The sequence below is a fragment of the Rhodococcus sp. CH91 genome (assembly GCF_022554085.1).
In the GTDB taxonomy this organism is placed as follows: domain Bacteria; phylum Actinomycetota; class Actinomycetes; order Mycobacteriales; family Mycobacteriaceae; genus Rhodococcus.
Window position 1 is genome coordinate 386419 of the sequence record NZ_JAKFYR010000003.1, and the last position, 18091, is coordinate 404509.

Below are 18091 nucleotides of genomic sequence, written 5' to 3' on the forward strand. Positions count from 1 at the left end.
CGTTGTGCCTTTCTCGATCGGGGCGACGGGCGGGTCAGGACGTCTTGACCGCGTCGTCGAACAGCACCATCAGTCCCGAGGTGAAATCCATGCCGGAGATCGAGGTCGTCGTCGCGCCGATGCTCGGGCTGGAATAGGTCCACAGGACGAAGTCCTTGTCGTGGACGTACTCGCTGGCCTCGGCGATCTTCTTCCTCCGCTCGTCCTCGTCGAGTTCGGTGCGGGTCGCCTGATACAGCGCATCCCACGCCGGATCGGCGACCATCGGGGCGGAGCCACGGGCGAGCTGGGAGAACGGGCGGTCCGCGTCGTACATACCGACATAGCCCAGACCCTTGTAGAAGATGTCGGCGCTGCTGCCCTCACGCAGCTGCTGCGACCACACGGCGATCTCGAGGGTTTCCACCGTCGGTGCGAAACCCACTTCCGCCAGCTGTGCACCGACGGCTTCGAGCAGCGACTTGTACATGCTCAGGCCGGCAAGCTTGATCTGCGCCCCTTCGGCACCGGCCTCGGCGAGCAGACGCTTCGCCTTCTCCGGATCGTAGGCGGGACGGGCGATCGTGTCGGTATACCCGTTGATCACCTCGAGCGGAAGCTGGCCGTCCTCCTTCTGACCCGCGCCGTAGGTCAGCGCCTCGATGAGCTCGTCGATGTTGATCGCCGCATTGGCCGCCTCGCGGACGCGCTCGTCGGCGAACGGACCGGAAACCGAATTGAACTGCATCATGTTCTGGCTACCACCGAACTCGTTGGTGAGAACAAAGTTCGGGTTCGTACCCACCGTCTTGATCGCCTGGATACCGAGCTGGTGCGCGACGTCGACCTGGCCGGATTCCAGGGCGGACGCGAGCGAGGTGGGATCACTGAAGTAGCGAAGGTCGATGTTCGGGGTCTTCGGCGCCTCACCCCAGTACCCCTCATAGGCGTGGAACATCACGCCGGTGTTGAGGTCGAACTCGCCGATCCTGTAGGGGCCGGTACCCACCGGGGCAGCTGCGAAGCCGTCGGGTCCGAGCTGTTCGTAGAGAGCTTTCGGAACGATCGAGACCTGTCCGACCGCGTTGAGCAGCAACGCATCCGGACCCTTGGTGGTGATCCGCACCGTCGCGTCGTCGAGCGCGGTCACGGCGTCGATACCGGTGAGCACGCTGGCCGTGACGAAGGATTCCTCGAGGATCTCGGTGAACGAGAAGACGACGTCGTCGACCGTCAGCGGCGTTCCGTCGTGGAAGGTCACGCCCTCACGGATCGTGAAGTCCCAGGTGGTGTCGTCGACGCGGTTCCATTCGGTGGCCAGTCCCGGCTCCGGGTCGCTGCCGCCGATGATGCGCACCAGGGATTCGAAGGCGTTGTACTGGGCCGTCTGGTACTGCATGTCGAGGGGGTTGAGCGCGCGGATCGAGATGGTCGAGCCGACGACGATGGTGTCGGCCGCGGCGGCACCACCGGAAGCGGAATCGGTACCCGGGGCGCACGCCGAGAGCAGCGCGGCGGACAGAGCGAGAGAGACTCCGGCGGTGGCGATCCGGCGTGTCCTCCGGCGGCGGAGGGGGGCAGGGATGATAGCGGTCATGTCACGTTCCTGAGGGGTGGGAGAGGTGAGGTGCGGGTCGTCATCCGGCGACGTTGCCGAGAGCACGGTCCACTCGTTCGTGATGGTCGAGGACGGCACCGAAGACACGGGAGACGTACGCATCGCGTTCGGTGGCGAGCACTGCAGCTGTCTCGGCATCGGGCAGGTACCCGTCGAGCCGGGCCGGGTCGACGACTCCGGCCTCGGCGAGCATCTTCTCCAGAACGATGGTGCGGTCCTTGAGAATCCAGAGCTGCGAGGTGAGCTCCGAGACGACGCGGGCGAGATCGTCGAGGCGGTCCTCGGGGAGGTAGTTCGGTCGGGGAGCGGCGGGATTGACTGTCATGTCGTTCGATCCTGTTGCGGTCGGTCGGGTTTGACGGCGTGGGTGATCCACGGGAAGACACCTCCGTCGGCACCGTAGGAGGTCACGTCGACGAATCCGGCTCGCTCGAGCATTCCCACGAGATCCCGGCCCAGAGCTTCACGCCAGTACGGTTCACCCCGGTTCTCGGTCTCCCAGTCGAGGACCACGGCGTCGAAGGCCGAGTGCCGGTCGTAGGGCGCGACCTCGCCGAGCAGGAATTCACCACCCGGCTCGAGCAGGCGGAACGCCTCGGCGAGGATGGCCTCGGCCCCGGCGTCGGGGACCTCGTGGAAGAGCGAGAACATGGTGACGAGATCGGCTGTGCCGTCGGGGAGTCCGGTGTGCTCGATGTCGGCGTGCCGCCACTCGATGCCCTCGATGCCCCGGGCCTGCGCGGTGGCGATCCCGTGGCGCAACGAGCTCACAGCGAGATCGACTGCCGTCACGGGTGATCCCGGATAGGCCTTCGTCAGGGCGAAGGTGTAACGCCCGCTGGAGGCGCCGAATTCGACGATGTGACGGTAGGACTCGCGATGCGCGGCCCTTGCGACGGTGGCCCGGTGGTCCTTGCGCGCCTGACCCGTCCGGACCGCGCCGACGCCACCCGGGACGAGAACGTAGTGGAAGACGAGCTCGGTGATGGCCGGGCCCATGAGGTCGTGCCCGTTCCATCCTCCCGGCGTGAGGTGGAATTCGTTCTCCCAGTATTGCGGTGGTACGACGTCGGGGTCCTCGACGAGTTGCCGGCCCGGCGGCGGCGAAGCGAGCCACGCCTCGACGGTGGGACGGATGCTCTCCACCGCGGGAAGTGCGCGTACGTACACTTCCTCGGCCACCCACCGGGTGAGGAATCGGTCGAACGCCCACGCCGGCGAGTCGGCGAGTACCTGCGCCACCGAGGCCCTGCGTTCGTCGAGAGCGGTCGGGGGCACCGGCACCGCCTCGTCGTACTCGCGCCGCGCGGTCGCCTGAAGGACGCCACCGCTGAATTTCTGTGTGGAGCCGAGGAATTCCAGGCCTGCCCGATGGGCTTGCCGAAGCCGAATATCCACTGGGTTCCTCCGAACGAGAATGATGCTGCGGACCTGATTGCCGCTATGTGGATAGTTCTACCGCACTATATGGCAGAGACGAACATCCGAGACTTAATGTTTACTTCTACGCAATAACTGCTTTTGCGCAGGTCACACCGGATTCGGTGAGCGGAGTCTGCCGAGCCCGAGCGCGACCACGTTGCCGATGCACAGAGCGCACCCTGTTCCCCCCACCACCAGGCCCAGAGCGGTCAGCGACAGACCTGTGGCACCGTCACCGGAACCGGCGTCCATGGTGAACGCGACGATCACCGCGGAGAAGTTCGCCCCGACGAACTGCGCGGTGCGATACACCCCGCTGATACTTCCGGCATGGGAGGTCGGGACGGATTCGTGCAGACTGAGCTGATTGCCGAGATTGTTGAAACCGTTCGGTATTCCGAGCAGGACGCCGACCAGCACGAGCAGCCAGATCGGGCTTTCCGCATCGAGCACGCCGGCCATCATCGCACCGGCGACGAGGAGTGCGGTGGACCCGATGAGCAGCAACCACCGCGGCGACAGGCGTTTCGACAACCTCGTCGCGGCCATCGTCCCGAGCACCCCGACCCCGAAGACCGGAAACATGAGCAGGCCCGACACCAGAGGGCCGAGACCGCGACCGGCCTCGAACCACACGGGCATTCCGTAGAACACGCAATAGAAGGCGGTGAAGGTGGCCATGCCCCGCAGACACGTCAGGGACAGCGCCGGATATCCGACCAGGAGCCGGACATCGACGAAAGGCGTGCGGGCGTACCACTCCCGCAGGACGAACGCCCCGGCCGCCGCGATCGTCACCACCAGCAGCGGCCAGAGGGCGCGCCCGGGAAGTTCGATCAGGAACACCAGCATGCTCACCAGGGTGGCGACGAACAGCAGTACACCGAGTGGGTCCAGCTCGCGCAGCGTACGTGCGATGCCGGGCCGGTCGGTCCGCGGCGGATCCGGAGGCACCGTCGACCACACCCACCACACCGAATTCAGAAGCAGGGGAACGTTGATCCAGAAGATCCCCTGCCATCCCATCCCCGCGACCACGAGGCCGCCGAGTGCCGGCCCGAGGGCGGCGCTGGTCTGACCGCACACCGCGATCACGCCCAGCGCGGAGGCCGGCGCGGCCTTCCGTTCGGCCGCGATCCGGCGGACGAGTGCCATCGCGGCCGGGAACTGGGCGGACGAGCCGAGTCCCAACAGCACCCGATCCGCGATCAGCCACCCCGTCGACGGCATGAACGGCCCGGCGAGGGTGGCGACCGCAACGATCGCCAGACCCCAGAGATAGACGCGACGTGCACCGAAGACATCGCAGAGACGGCCGGCGACCGGAGCCCCGACCGCTGCGGCGATGTACATCGACGAGATCAACCACGGTAACGACGACGAATCACCGAAATGTTGTGCGATGGACACCAGCGCCACCGCGATGAGAGCGGAGTTGAACCCTTGCAGTACCGTTCCCGAGCCGAGCGCGAACGCAAGCGAACGGGGCAGGGACTCCCCCTGCCCCGCCGCTCGTGTCGCTGCTCGCCCCGTTGCCGGGGCGCTCAGAGCTCCGCCGCCTGTGCGGGGGTCAGGAACAGCACCTCGTCGCGTGCGGCGAGCTCGCCGAGCAGGCGATCGGCGACGTCGGCGTAACAGGCCTGACCGAGAACCCAGCCGAACCAGTTCAGTCCGAGGAACCTGCCGCCGACGATATCCGCATCGGCGACGAGTCGGTCGACCGTGTCGTGGACGAGTTCCTCGTACGACAGGTACGGCAGGTTCCGCGTGTACATCGCGAACATGTCCTCGGTCTCCAGACCGAGTGGCACCGCCGTGAGTCCGGTCGCGCCACCTTCGAGCGGGACGGGCCGTTCGTCGGCGGGCCAGTCGCCGAACCAGGCGAATCCTTCCTCGGCGAGCAGTCGCGGAGTCCTCTGTGACTGACAGCGTTCCGGGGAGAACCATCCGGTCACGGCCGAACCGACGGCGGTTTCGACGGCCGCCTTCGATTCCCGGATGTAGGTCCGCTCCTGCTCCTCGGTCATCTGCGGACTCAGCACGAGAGTCGCAGCACGGCCGCGGCAGACGATCTCGGCGGCACGTGGTGCGACGGCGCGCGCCAGTCCCGGCATCCGGCTCACTCCGTACTCGTCGAGTGCGACCGCGGCCGGGACGCCGTGCTTCTCCGCGATGGACAGCAGCCGGAAGATTCCGACCGTGAGCCCGAAATCCCACTGGGACAGCCGGGCCACCTGACCTTTCGGGGGATTCGCTTCGCGGCCCACACCCCCGGCGATGTATCCGGGGCCGAAATCGCCCGACCCGAGCGTGTCCTGATAGTACGGCGCGTGGAGCACGAGACCCACCGCCAGCTTCTTACCCGGAGGCAGTTCGAGCGGCGGCCGGAAGCCGTCGTGGGTGATCGTGACGTCCGGGGCGAAAACCACGGCGTCGGAAGGATTGTCGATCAGTTTTGCAGCGTTCGATGTCGTCATGCGGGAACCTCGCCGGCACGAGCGGCGGCGTGTGCGACCTGCTCGTCGTAGAAGTGTTCGATGTAGTACTCGCTGATCTCCTCGGCGGTGGCGATCCAGATTCGCGGATCGCTGCGCAGATAATCGAAGATCTCCTCGATGTACCGGATCATGTGCGGTTGCCCCGAGACGAACGGATGGGTGGCGACACATGTCACGCGCGCCTGACCGTCCTCCTCGGCATCGCGCAGCAGGCGGCTCACCTGAGCCTTGGCCTGATCGGCGAAGAACCGCCCGGTGTGGTTGCGCGTGGTGACGATCGGGAAGTCGTTGAGCATGAAGCTGTACGGGATCGACACCAGTTTGCGGTCGCCGGACGTCCGCAGCGGCCGTGGTTGCTCGTCGTGGATCCAGTCCGCGTGGTAGATCATCCCGTGCTCGGCCATGAGATCGCAGGTGGCATCGGTACCCGAAACCCGAGGGCCGAGCATGCCTTTGATGGGTTTTCCCCAATACTTCTGCGCGAGAGCCTGGTTGAGCCGGTAGAACTCGCTCTCCTGCTCGGCGTCGAGACCGAACAGCGGTCGCAGATTGGAGATGCCGTGGCTCATGATCTCCCAGTTCCTCTGCGCCATCGCATCCCGGATCTCGGGGAACTCCTCGAGGATCACCAGCGAGAGCGAGGCAGTGGAGGGGATCTCGTATTCGTCGATCGCGCGCAACATGCGCCAGAAACCCACGCGGTTACCGAATTCCCGGTGGAAGTAGTGCTGGGGATCGGGGCTGAGCGCGCGACCGGTGGGCCCGCCCCCGCCGGGCGCGACGAAGTCGTAGTGCTCGACGTTGGGGGCGTGCCAGACGGCGACGGTCTTCCCGCCCGGCCAGGTGACACGCGGCCTGTCGATGATGGGACTGTAGACGAGACGTTCGTTGGACGAGATCACGACGATCGTCCCGTGACGGCGTGCGCGGCGCGTGCCCGGGCCAGCGCTGCGAGGCGCTCCATCGTCTCGTCCTTGGTCACGATGTCGGCGTAGCGGTCCTGCATGTCCCACAGGGCCACCTCGCCGGACAGGGTGCGGAAGTCGTCGACGCACTCCTCGACGACGCTCACCCGGTAGTTCCGGTAGGCGGCGTCGACCACGGTGGCCCGGACGCAGCCGCTCGTGCTGGTGCCGGTCACGATGATCTCGTCGACACCGAGCGACTGCAGCAGATCGTGGAGCCGGGTCTCGTAGAAGCCGCTCGCCACCGTCTTCTCGACGACGTGGTCGGTCTCGGAGACCGGGAGCAGCGGGTGCATCTCGGTCCAGGGATTGCCCCGCTCGCACACCTCGGTCAGGCTCGACCGCACTCGCTGTGCGAGCATCCGATCGTCCAGGGAATCGAGGATCACCACGAGGAAGACCACGGGCACATTCGCTGCACGGGCCGCGTCGAGCAGTTCGGCAGTGTGGGTGACGGCGTCGAGCGCGGTGGATCCGCACTTCTCGTGCTGAGTGAACGCCTTCTGGAAGTCCACTACGACGACGGCCGGGTTCTCACCGGGTCCGATCCGGGTCCTCGCTGCGCGCAGGGCACGGATGCCGGCTACTTCTTCGTTCCAATCGACGGTCATGATTTCCTCGCATCTGTGGCTGTCCGAGCGTCACGCTCGCGAAACCATCATGCGGGAATCGTGAATCCATAATGTGAATCAATTGTTACAAGTAATCGCAATATGGCACTTGTCAGACAAATTCATCCACATTGTGGAAATCCGATCGATCTCCGGAAACACGTGTGCCGCCCCCGACCGGAATCGGAGGCGGCACACGGGGTGCTCGGGCCGGGGCTCAGCCCAGGCGCTGCTTCAATGCCTCGAACTCGTCGCGGATGCCGGACGGAACCTTCTCACCGAGGAACTCGAACCACTCGGCGATACCGTCGATCTCGGCCTTCCACTCCTCGACGTCGACCTTCAAGGCCTCGTCGACGTCGGCGGGATCGACATCGAGACCGTCGAGCGTGAGGTCCTCGGCCGTCGGAACGAAGCCGATCGGCGTGCTCTGCGCGCCGGCCTTGTTCTCGATACGGTCGACGATCCACTTGAGCACGCGCGAGTTCTCGCCGAAGCCCGGCCACAGGAAGCGGCCGTCGTCGCCACGACGGAACCAGTTGACGTAGAAGATCTTCGGCAGCTTGGTCTCGTCGGCGTTCTTGCCGAGGGTGATCCAGTGATTCAGGTAGTCGCCGGCGTTGTAGCCGAGGAACGGCAGCATCGCCATCGGGTCGCGACGGACGCTGCCGACCTTGCCCTCGGCCGCAGCGGTCTGCTCGGACGACAGGGTCGCGCCGAGGAAGGTGCCGTGCTGCCAGTCGAAGGACTGGCTGACGAGCGGCACGGTGGTCTTGCGACGTCCACCGAACAGGATCGCCGAGATCGGCACACCCTGCGGGTCGTCCCACTCGGGGGCGAGGATCGGGCACTGCGACATCGGGGTGCAGTACCGCGAGTTCGGGTGAGCGGCGTTGGTGCCGGACTCCGGGGTCCAGTCGTTGCCCAGCCAGTCGGTCAGGTGCGCCGGGGTTTCGCCGCCGATGCCCTCCCACCAGATGTCACCGTCGTCGGTCTTCGCGACGTTGGTGTAGATGGTGTTGCCGGCCTCGATGGTGGCCATCGCGTTCGGGTTCGAATCCGCGCTGGTGCCCGGTGCCACACCGAAGAAGCCGAATTCCGGGTTGACGGCGTAGAGACGGCCGTCCTCACCGAAGCGCATCCATGCGATGTCGTCGCCGAGGGTCTCGGCACGCCAGCCGGGGATGGTGGGCTGGATCATCGCGAGGTTGGTCTTGCCACATGCCGACGGGAACGCCGCGGCGACGTAGTAGGCCTTCTCCTCGGGCGAGATCAGCTTGAGGATCAGCATGTGCTCGGCGAGCCAGCCCTCGTCGTGGGCCATCGCCGAGGCGATACGCAGCGAGTAGCACTTCTTGCCCAGCAGGGCGTTGCCGCCGTAGCCCGAGCCGAAGCTCCAGATCTCGCGGGCTTCGGGGAAGTGGCTGATGTACTTGGTGTCGTTGCACGGCCACGGGACATCCGCCTGGCCTTCGGCGAGGGGCGCGCCCACCGAGTGCAGCGCCTTGACGAACGGACGGTCGGTGCCGAGCTTCTCGAGAGCGGCGGTACCCATCCGGGTCATGATGCGCATCGAGACGACGACGTACTCCGAGTCGGTGAGCTCCACACCGAGCTTCGGATCGTCGGCGCCGAGGGGGCCCATGCAGAACGGCACCACGTACATCGTGCGTCCGCGCATGCTGCCGCGGTACAGCTCGGTCATCGTCGAACGCATCTCGGTCGGGGCGACCCAGTTGTTGGTGGGTCCCGCATCGATCTCGTTCTCCGAGCAGATGAAGGTACGCGACTCGACACGCGCGACGTCGGAAGGATCGGAGTTCGCGAGGAAGGAATTGGGCTTCTTCTCGTCGTTCAGACGGGTGAAGGTGCCGGACTCCACCAGCAGAGAGGTCAGACGGTCCCATTCCTCGTCGGAACCGTCGGCCCATACGACGCGATCGGGCTGGGTGAGCTCGGCAATCTCCTGGACCCAGGCAAGCAACTCGGCGTGCTGGGTCGGAAGCTTGTCGTCGGTACCGTTCAAACCGGGAATGGTCGCTGAGGTCATCAAAACTCTCCTGGGGTGTGCCCGGAACCGGATCCCGCCTCCGACCTGCACTTCGTGGGGTGCAGGCAGTGGCAGATCCGGGCTTTCCCCTCTCGGCAGGGGTACCACCTACTTCGTCTGTGCCGGACGGCGAAGTAGGCGCCGGATGTCCTGTTCATAGAGGTTAACGTCGGAAGTCCGACCGGCGTCACTCGGGGCCGGTCGGAAATATCACAGAAACGATTCAGAGCGTGCGCACAATACCGTCCCCTCCCCCTGCCGCGCAGTCGGATATGAATCACTTCGATTCGTCTCCGTGGTGTATGTCGTATTCCAGGCTACCTGTGTCCACACGGCTCCATCGACCCGATCCGTCCGGCTCGCGCGAGAATTCCCACACGCCGTAAGCGCCGTCGTCCGCGATCACCGACAGGCGGTCGCTGTTCCCGTCGAGATCGGTATCGGTCGCGACGACGAGCCCTTCGCCCCGGCCGTCGGGTGATCCCCACGGGTCCCCGTCGAGCACGACCGTCTCGGCGACACCGTCGCCGTCGAGATCGGTCGTGGGGTCGAAGGCGTCGGCCCACGCCGCCACCTCGGACGGATCGAGTACTGCCTGGTCGAACGGAGTGAGCGCCCCACCCGGCCCGGTGTCGGCGAGTTCGGCCATCGTTCCCCTTTCCGACCCGGCCCCCGCGGATCGTCCTATCCGGTTCGACGCGCGCCGCTGCCCCGCGGTTCCGCCGGCCGTCCGAGTGCTGCGAGGTCGCGTTCGCAGGCGGCGATCCGTGCGCGTCGCTCCCCACGGTGACGCGCGATCTCGGCGTCGATCGACGCCACACGCTCACGCAGACGGATCGCGTGCCGGTCGCGGGCTGCGGCAGAAGCGGCAGCGAACTGCAGTTCCGCTTCGTGGATCCGGGTACGGATCCACGTGTCGAGCTCCGCGCGCACGGCGGCGAGCTCGTCGGTGATCCACCGGCGCATCCGCTCCCGGTACGCGATGCGCCGTCGGATGTGCACCAGCCAGCCCGCGGCCGGAACCGCACACATCACCGCGATCACCAGCGGCATCCACCCCGGCAGACCCCCGAACGGGGTCGCGATCAACCGGCCGAGCCCTGCACCTGCCGAGGCGCCGAAGACCAGCGTCAGCGTGTCCTCCAGTGAGCGTGGGCCCGCGGCGGGACAGGGTGTCCGCGCGACCTCCGGAACGACGGCGTCCGGGGAGGTCCCGGCCATCGCGTCGGCGAGCCGCGCACGCAGGTCGCCGACGTGGACGTCGATCGTCCCGGCGGCCGCGTCGACACCATGGGAGTCGAGCGCCTCCAGCGCGGCGGCGGACGCCGCCCGCGAGCGCATCGCGAGGTCCTGCACCAGCGTCACCTGCAGTCGGCGCAGGTCGGGCCCCGAGGCAGTCGTAGGTCGGGCGGCGGCGAGTCGTGCGCGTTCGGCGAGCAGGTCCCCCTCGTCGTGTTCTCGGCCGAGGTGTTCGATCTCCTCTCGGATCATCGGACCGGTGGCGGCGACCACCGCTGCGCGCGCTCGTCGCGGGTCGCCCGCGGACCGGACGGCAGCGACGAGCGCATCCCGCAGGTCGACGATGCCGGACTCGGCCGGACACGTCTGCCGGAGGGTCTCCTGCGCCCCCTCCCCGCTTCCGGACTCCCGTGCTTGCCGGGCCGATGCCGAGGAGACGGGCAGGACCACGACCCGCGTCAGCCAGGGTGCGTAGCGGTGCAGGATCTCGATGTCGGCATCGCGGACCGCACGCCAACCGGGACAGCTCTCGATGCCCGTGAGCGCACAGATCACCTCGGTCGCCTCGGCGGCAGCACGACGGATCAGGTCGAGCTCGGTCCGTCCGGCCGGCGCACAGGACTCGAGCACGACCAGCGCGACGGCGGCAGCCGGACCGTCGCTCCCGATCTCGACACCACCGAGTTCGCGCAGTTCCGACTCCAGCTCGTCCGCGCCGGAACCGGGCACACCGACGACCCGCACGGTGGTCGCCGGTGGTTCGTGCAACCGCCTCCACCCGTGGGGGTGCCATCGCCGCAGGACGTCGTCGGCCCCGTTCACCGGGCGCCCGCGGCATCGGTCGAGCCGACGAGGTCGAGGACGTGTTCGACGAGTTCGCGCACCCGGGGGACGGCCGCGACACCGGCGGCGGTACGGGTGAGTTGCTCGTCGCGCAGTTCGCGGGCGGTTGCGGCGCACACCGCGACCGCGTCCGCGACGGCGTGCTCGTCACCCGCCGCGACCGCTCGTTCCTGAGCTGCTCCCATCCCGAGGGCGACGGCGGCGCACTCGGCGGGGTCTGCCTCCCCCGCCACCACGAGAACGACGCGCCGCCGGTCGACGGCGGTGAGCACGGCACGGTCGGCCGGATGCGCGACGGACGGGTCGAGACGCCGAGGCACGACGTAGACCACGACGTCGGCATCGAGCACCGGTTCGGGACCATCGGGTGTGTCCACCGGCACGCCGAGCACGAGATGACCGGCACTGTCGTCGGGGGACAGCGCCTTGTCGCGAGACAGGGCCCGCCGCACACCGTCTTCGACGGCCTCGCGGCCGATTCCCGCGCGACCCGCCACCTGCACCCGGAGCGGAGCCGCATGCCGGGCCAGCGCCCTGCGCAGTTCCCGCCCCGCCTGCGCGTCGAGTTGTTCGGCCTCCGCGGCGAGGCGATGCCACAGATCCCCCGTCATGATCCCCCGATCGTCGCCGGAGATTGTGGCAGAGATGCTCCCGGCCGGCAGACGGACGAGTGCTTCCCTGAGAAAACACTGTGGTCACTCGAGTCACTCCTGCCACACACCCGGGAGATACGCGACAATGGTCGGGTGAACGAAGCCGATCAGCACACCACCGAGACGCTCGACGAGCGCCCGACCCGCGGGAACCGCCTGTACCCCAGGGTGACGAGTTTCCGGTCCCGCCGTGGGTCGCTGACCGACCCCCAGCAGCAGAGCTGGGACCGCCGCTGGCCCGAGCTCGGCAAGGAGGTCGGCGACGAGCCGCTCGACGTCGACGCATGGTTCGGCCGGTCGGCCCCGCTCGTACTCGAGATCGGTTCCGGAACGGGCACCGCGGCGGTCGCGATGGCCCAGGCCGAGCCGAACATCGACCTCATCGCGGTGGAGGTCTACAAGCCGGGCATCGCGCAGACCCTGCAGGCCGTCGAACGCACCTACGACAGCGACACACCCGTCACGAATCTGCGGATCCTGCGCGGCGACGCCGTCGAGGTACTCGAGAAGATGCTGACCTCCGAGTCGCTGACCGGGGTACGCGTGTTCTTCCCGGATCCGTGGCCCAAGGCCCGCCACCACAAGCGCCGGCTCCTGCAGGCCCCGACGTTCGCGTTGATCGCCGACCGGTTGAAGCCCGGCGGAGTGCTGCACGTGGCCACCGACCACGCCGACTACGCCGAAGCCATCGCCGAGGTGGGCGACGCCGAACCCCGGCTCGCCCGGTTCTCCGGCGTCCCGCCGATCAGCCTCGAACGGCCCGTCACGAAGTTCGAGGACAAGGCTCACCAGGTGGGTAGCGCGATCAACGAGTTCGTCTGGGGGAAGATCGGAGCATGAGTGTCGACGAAGAGCTCTCCGGCGTGACCGACCCCACCGCAAGCGAGGGCGTCGCGCCGACCCGAAAAGTCCTGCTCGTCTGGGACGCCCCGAACCTCGACATGGGACTCGGCGCGATCCTCGGCGGCCGGCCCACCGCGGCCTACCGCCCCCGCTTCGATGCTCTCGGCCGCTGGCTGCTCGGGCGCACCGCCGAACTGTCGCGGCAGCACTCCGCACCCCTCGAACCCGAGGCGACGGTGTTCACCAACATCGCGCCGGGCAGTGCGGACGTCGTGCGCCCCTGGGTCGAGGCACTGCGTAATGTGGGTTTCGCGGTCTTCGCCAAGCCGAAGATCGACGAGGACAGCGATGTCGACTCCGACATGCTGCGTCACATCGAGCTCAGGCACCGGGAGGGCCTCGCCGGTGTGATGGTCGCCTCCGCCGACGGGCAGGCCTTCCGCGAGCCTCTCGAGCACCTCGCTCGTGAGGGTGTGGCCACCCAGGTGCTCGGCTTCCGTGAGCACGCGAGCTGGGCGGTGACCTCCGAGATCATCGACTTCCTCGATCTCGAGGACATCCCCGGTGTGTTCCGCGAACCGCTGCCCCGCGTCAGCCTGGAATCGCTGCCCGACGAGGGCGCCTGGCTGCAGCCGTTCCGACCGCTTTCTGCTCTCCTCGTGGGGCGCAAGAGCGTCGCCGAATAGGAGACTTACGTGTTCGACCGTTGGGGAGAGCTCGTCTACCGCGCGCGCTTCACCGTCATCGCGGTGATGGTCGCGGCGTTGCTCGGGCTCGCCGGGTACGGCCTGAGCCTGAACGATCACCTCAGCCAGAGCGGCTGGGACGATCCCGGCTCCCAGTCCGTCGCCGCCGCGAAGCTCGCGGACGGCACGTTCGGCCGAGACACCATGGGCGACGTGCTGGTGCTGTACACGGCGCCGGAGGGCAAGACGGTCGACGACCCCGAGTTCGCCGCGACCGTCACGGACAGCCTGAACTCGCTGGTCGCCGAGCACCCCGACGAAATTCTCAAGATCAACGGCGCGTACTGGCCGACCGACAGCGCCCCGTCGCTGCCGACCCTGGCGGATCCGTCACGGCAGCACGCGATCGCGTCGGTCGCCATCGCCGGTGAGAACGACACCGAGCTGACCGGGAACTTCCGTGAGGTCAAGGACGAGTTCTACATCGACGGTGTCGACGTGCAACTCGCCGGACTCCAACCGATCTCCGGTGCTCTCAACGACACGATGGCCAACGACATCAAGCGCATGGAGATCCTCGCGATCCCTGCGGTCGGTGTGCTCCTGTTCTTCGTCTTCGGTGGTGTCGTCGCCGCCGCGCTGCCACTCATCACCGGCGGGCTGACGATCATCGCGGCGAACGGCATCGTCCGGTTGATCACCAACTTCACCGAGGTCAACTCGTTCGTCGCCCCCGTCGTCTCGCTCATCGGCCTGGGCCTGGCGATCGATTACGGCCTGTTCATGGTGTCGCGCTTCCGCGAAGAACTCGCCGAGGGTTACGACACCCCGGCGGCGGTGAGACGCACCGTCGTCACCGCAGGTCGCACGGTGGTGTTCTCGGCGACCATGGTGGTCACGAGCCTCGGTGGTCTCGTCCTGTTCCCTCAGGGCTTCCTGAAGTCCGTCGCCTACGGCGCGATCTCCGCGGTGTCGTTGGCGGCTCTGCTGTCCATCACGGTCCTGCCCGCGATCCTGAGCATCCTCGGCAAGCGCATCGACAAGTTCGGCATGAAGCGCTTCGGGCAGATCCAGTCGAACGAACAGGTCGAGAACAGCTTCCTCGGTCGCCTGTGCCGCTGGGTGATGGTCAACCCGATGAAGGTGACCATCCCGACGGTCATCGGTCTGCTGCTGCTCATCATGCCGCTGACCGGCATCAAGTTCGGCGGCATCAACGAGACCTACCTGCCGCCCGAGCACCCGACCCGCGTGGCGCAGGAGACCTTCGACGAACTGTTCCCCGGCCAGCGCGCCGAGCCGGTCAAGCTCGTCGTCCGCGGCGCCGAGGGCGGCGACCTCAACAAGATCATCACCACGGCCAGCGAGGCTCCCGGTCTCGTCGAGAAGTTCACGATCACCGGCCCCGCCAAGGACGGCGTCCGCGTGCTCAAGGCGGGCCTGACCGACCGCAACGAGGCCGCCGACACCATCGAATATCTGCACTCGGCCCAATGGCCCGAGGGTGTCGACGTGCTCGTCGGCGGCACCCCCGCGATCGAGCAGGACTCCATCGCGGCCCTGCTCGACACGCTGCCCCTGATGGTGGTGGTCGTCGTCCTGCTCACGACCCTGCTCATGTTCCTGGCGTTCGGCTCACTCGTCCTACCGGTCAAGGCCGTCCTGATGAGCGCCCTGGGTCTCGGCTCGACGCTGGGCATCCTCACCTGGATCTTCATCGACGGCAACGGCGCGGACCTGCTCAACTTCACGCCGGGGCCGATCATGTCGCCGGTCCTCGTGCTGATCATCGCGATCGTGTACGGCCTGTCGACCGACTACGAGGTGTTCCTGCTTTCCAGAATGGTGGAGGCGAGATCGCTGGGTGCGAGTACCACCGAGTCCATCCGGGTCGGTACCGCCCATACCGGCCGCATCATCACCGCGGCCGCATTGATCCTCATCGTCGTCACCGGGGCGTTCGGATTCTCCGAACTGGTGATGATGAAGTACATCGCCTTCGGCATGATCGCCGCGCTGATCATCGACGCCACGGTCATCCGCATGTTCCTCGTCCCCGCGGTGATGAAGCTGCTCGGCGACGACTGCTGGTGGGCACCGGCCTGGATGAAACGCATCCAGGAGAAGATCGGCCTGGGTGAACCCATCCTCGCCGACGAGCTCATGCCCCAGGACGTCCCCGAACTCATCACCGTCGGCATGTTCGGTCCGGCGACGGTCGCGGCGACAGGCTCGCACCGCTTCCCCGCCGGCGCCTTCGAGGGCGGCTCGGATCTCACCCAGCCACTGCCGAAGATCGCACCGCCCCGACCGGCCGCCGAACAGCGCAAACTCCGCGATCTCACACCACCGACCCGCCGCCAGGGCCCGAGTCGTCCCGGTGTCCGCCCGGGTGCGCCTTCTTCCGCCCGTCCGCCCGCTCCGCGCAACGGGGAGCGTGTGCCGCCCGCATCCGGGCGCCCTGCCCCTCCGGCCGGCCGGCCCGCCCAGCCCGGAGCGAGCCGTCCGGCACCGTCACAGGCGATGCCCGACCCCCGGCCCCGCCCGGAGGGAAGGCCGGGAGCGAGCGAGGAGAACGGCACGCCGCTCCCCCGCCGCACGCCCGAACCGCCTCCGGCCTCGGCCGTGCCCCCGCTCCCCCGCCGTCAGCGGGGCGAGGTTCCGCCGCCGCTACCGCAGACCTTCGTCCGGCCGGCTCCGCTACCCGGCGAGGCGGCGGCACCGACCGGCCAGGCACGCTCCGGCGAACCCGCCGGCAACGGCCGGGGACGGGATCCGCAGGCGATCGAGAACTGGTTGTCGCAGTTGCGGCGCACATCGTCACCGAGCGGAGAAGCGCGACCCGCACCGAGCGGAGAAGCGCGACCCGAGCCTCGATCACGTCCGGCGGAAGCACCACGACCCGGGGTTCAGGAACCGCCCCGCCCGCCCGGACAGGGCACGCCCCGGCCGGGCCAGGGGGGCCCGCGGCCGCCCGCGCAGGATGCTCCGCGTCCGCCCCTGCCGCCCCGCCGCCGGGACGGTGAGCAGGGCGACCCGCGAGGCGGATCGCCCCGGCCGGGTGAGCCGGGACGAGCAGAACAGCGACCGGACGAGTCGCGGCCGGAACCGAACGGAGCGGATTCCCCGGGCCGCGGACGTCACGGTCCCGACAGCGGCCGGTCCATCAGTGTCAGCGAACTGATCGCGCGGCAACGCCGCGATTGACCTCCGACGATTCGAGGCGACCCGCTACGGGTCGCCTCGAGTCCTTCGGGCGATCGGTGCCCGTCGAGTACGGGTGCCTGCCGGATCGGCACCCGGCGGGTCAGTGCCCGTTGAGGAACTTCCGCAATCTCGTCGACAGCGGATGCGTGACGTTGAGACTTCCGCCGCGCACCTTGCCGGTCACCACCAGATGCAGTGGGCCGTACGGCGCCCCGCCGCGCACCTTGGACGACACGCTCGATGCGACGTTGTCGACACCGTTGACGTCGGCCGTGGCTTCCGCAGGCAACACGATGCTGATCGAACTGAGGTAGTCGTTCACGTCGATCCGCACCACCTGCGTCTGCATCACCGCCTCGGTGAAGTCGAGGGTCACCGAGGACGCGACGGTGTCGAGCGTGATGGCGGGCGGCACCTGCCAGCGACCCTTCCGCTCGATGCTCGAGACACGGCCCTTGATGAGCGAGGGAGCCCCCTGGAGGGGTGCGGGGAAGGCACCTGCGGCGGGCACCGGGTAGGTCTGCTGCTGCGGTGGCACGCCCGGCACGGTCCGAGGGTCGTATTCGGGACGGATCTGCATCCCGGGCAGGTCGACGAGCACCTGGTTCAGGTCGCCCCGGGTCTTGGCGGCGAGCACGGTATCCATCCGCTCGGTGAACTCGCCGAGCGAAAGCATTCCCTGGCCGACCGCGCGCTGCAGAAGCTCTCCGACATGTTCGCGTTCGGCGTCCGACACACGAAGATCCCTCGGTTCCATGCGCATCAGCATAGTGGGATCCACGTCATGTCCTCGTGTCTCGTTCGAGCCCTTGCTCGATGACGTACCGGGTGAGCTCGACCCGGTTCGCGAGCTGCAGTTTCCGCAGTGTCGCCTGCACGTGGTTCTCGACGGTGCGGTGGCTGAGCGTCAACCGCGCGGCGATCTGTTTCGCCGACAATCCTTTCGCGACCAGCCTCAGCACCTCCGTCTCCCGGCTCGTCAGTGTCGCGGGGGCCTCTCGCCGGGCCGATGCGTTCGACATGCGGCGGTATTCACCGAGCACCAGCCCGGCCAGACCGGGGGTGAAGACGGCCTGGCCGCGTGCGGTCGCGAGAACCGCGTCGACGAGTTCCTGCACCGAGGCGCTCTTGACGAGATAACCGGACGCGCCGGCTTTGACCGCCCCGAGAACGTCGTCCCGTTCGGAGGAGGCCGACAGCACGAGAACCCGGCTGTCCGGAGAGACTTCGAGGACCGCGCGGGTCGCCTCGGTACCTGTGCCGTCGGGCATCGCCATGTCCATGAGCACGACGTCGGGTCTGACGACGGCGGCACGTCGTGCGGCGCTGGCGACACCGTCGGCCTCGGCGACCATGATGAATCCGGCCTCCTCGAGGCCGCGACCGACCGCGTTACGCCAGATCGGGTGGTCGTCGACCACCATCACGGTGACCGCTTCGCGCTCCCCCGGGGTGTTCCTGTGATGTTCCGCATCGG

General features: G+C 67.8%; 16 protein-coding genes. 3 read left to right on the top strand and 13 right to left on the bottom strand.

The window, feature by feature from the left end; all coding sequences use genetic code 11:
• Positions 1–34: 34 nt before the first annotated feature.
• The 11 genes from MOM01_RS08465 to MOM01_RS08515 form a co-directional block, all read right to left on the bottom strand.
• On the bottom strand, positions 35–1576 hold the full coding sequence (locus MOM01_RS08465; protein WP_241384958.1) for an ABC transporter substrate-binding protein: 1542 nt from the start codon (positions 1574–1576) through the stop codon (positions 35–37).
• A 40-nt stretch (positions 1577–1616) separates the two neighbouring features.
• On the bottom strand, positions 1617–1922 hold the full coding sequence (locus MOM01_RS08470; RefSeq protein ID WP_241384959.1) for a hypothetical protein: 306 nt from the start codon (positions 1920–1922) through the stop codon (positions 1617–1619).
• Complete coding sequence (locus tag MOM01_RS23310) at positions 1919–2995, bottom strand: class I SAM-dependent methyltransferase (RefSeq protein ID WP_241384960.1); 1077 nt, start codon at positions 2993–2995, stop codon at positions 1919–1921. The genes MOM01_RS08470 and MOM01_RS23310 overlap by 4 nt, the downstream gene beginning before the upstream one ends.
• 132 nt (positions 2996–3127) lie before the next feature.
• Positions 3128–4675 (bottom strand): MFS transporter, encoded by a 1548-nt coding sequence (locus MOM01_RS08480; protein WP_277609463.1) that lies wholly within the window; start codon positions 4673–4675, stop codon positions 3128–3130.
• Positions 4564–5496, bottom strand: coding sequence for a hypothetical protein (locus MOM01_RS08485; RefSeq protein ID WP_241384962.1), 933 nt, complete (start codon positions 5494–5496; stop codon positions 4564–4566). Before MOM01_RS08485 ends, MOM01_RS08480 begins: the two co-directional genes overlap by 112 nt.
• A complete protein-coding gene (locus MOM01_RS08490; protein ID WP_241384963.1) occupies positions 5493–6419 on the bottom strand; it encodes a polysaccharide deacetylase family protein in 927 nt (308 codons plus the stop codon). The genes MOM01_RS08485 and MOM01_RS08490 overlap by 4 nt, the downstream gene beginning before the upstream one ends.
• Entirely contained in the window at positions 6416–7093 is a 678-nt protein-coding gene (locus MOM01_RS08495) for a cysteine hydrolase family protein (RefSeq protein WP_241384964.1), read from the bottom strand. Before MOM01_RS08495 ends, MOM01_RS08490 begins: the two co-directional genes overlap by 4 nt.
• A gap of 217 nt (positions 7094–7310) precedes the next feature.
• On the bottom strand, positions 7311–9143 hold the full coding sequence (locus tag MOM01_RS08500; protein ID WP_241384965.1) for a phosphoenolpyruvate carboxykinase (GTP): 1833 nt from the start codon (positions 9141–9143) through the stop codon (positions 7311–7313).
• 277 nt (positions 9144–9420) lie between these two features.
• Positions 9421–9792, bottom strand: coding sequence for a DUF6802 family protein (locus tag MOM01_RS08505; RefSeq protein WP_241384966.1), 372 nt, complete (start codon positions 9790–9792; stop codon positions 9421–9423).
• Positions 9793–9827: 35 nt separating this feature from the next.
• A complete protein-coding gene (locus tag MOM01_RS08510) occupies positions 9828–11150 on the bottom strand; it encodes a hypothetical protein (RefSeq protein WP_241384967.1) in 1323 nt (440 codons plus the stop codon).
• 50 nt (positions 11151–11200) lie between these two features.
• Entirely contained in the window at positions 11201–11836 is a 636-nt protein-coding gene (locus tag MOM01_RS08515) for a hypothetical protein (RefSeq protein ID WP_241384968.1), read from the bottom strand.
• Positions 11837–11935: 99 nt separating this feature from the next.
• Between MOM01_RS08515 and trmB the strand changes: the two genes are divergently transcribed.
• From trmB to MOM01_RS08530, 3 genes are read left to right on the top strand one after another with little or no spacing between them, the layout of a single operon-like run.
• Complete coding sequence (gene trmB / locus MOM01_RS08520; RefSeq protein ID WP_241385124.1) at positions 11936–12718, top strand: tRNA (guanosine(46)-N7)-methyltransferase TrmB; 783 nt, start codon at positions 11936–11938, stop codon at positions 12716–12718.
• Positions 12715–13407 carry an NYN domain-containing protein gene (locus tag MOM01_RS08525; protein WP_241384969.1) on the top strand — a complete coding sequence of 231 codons (693 nt, stop codon included), beginning with the start codon at positions 12715–12717 and terminating at the stop codon, positions 13405–13407. The genes trmB and MOM01_RS08525 overlap by 4 nt, the downstream gene beginning before the upstream one ends.
• Before the next feature lie 9 nt (positions 13408–13416).
• Positions 13417–16614 (top strand): MMPL family transporter, encoded by a 3198-nt coding sequence (locus MOM01_RS08530; RefSeq protein WP_241384970.1) that lies wholly within the window; start codon positions 13417–13419, stop codon positions 16612–16614.
• 100 nt (positions 16615–16714) lie between these two features.
• On the opposite strand, the gene MOM01_RS08535 is transcribed toward MOM01_RS08530, so the two are convergent.
• On the bottom strand, positions 16715–17371 hold the full coding sequence (locus tag MOM01_RS08535; RefSeq protein WP_241384971.1) for a DUF1707 SHOCT-like domain-containing protein: 657 nt from the start codon (positions 17369–17371) through the stop codon (positions 16715–16717).
• A gap of 25 nt (positions 17372–17396) precedes the next feature.
• Positions 17397–18038: a response regulator gene (locus MOM01_RS08540; RefSeq protein ID WP_241385125.1), complete on the bottom strand. Its 642-nt coding sequence runs from the start codon at positions 18036–18038 to the stop codon at positions 17397–17399.
• Between the last annotated feature and the right edge of the window lie 53 nt (positions 18039–18091).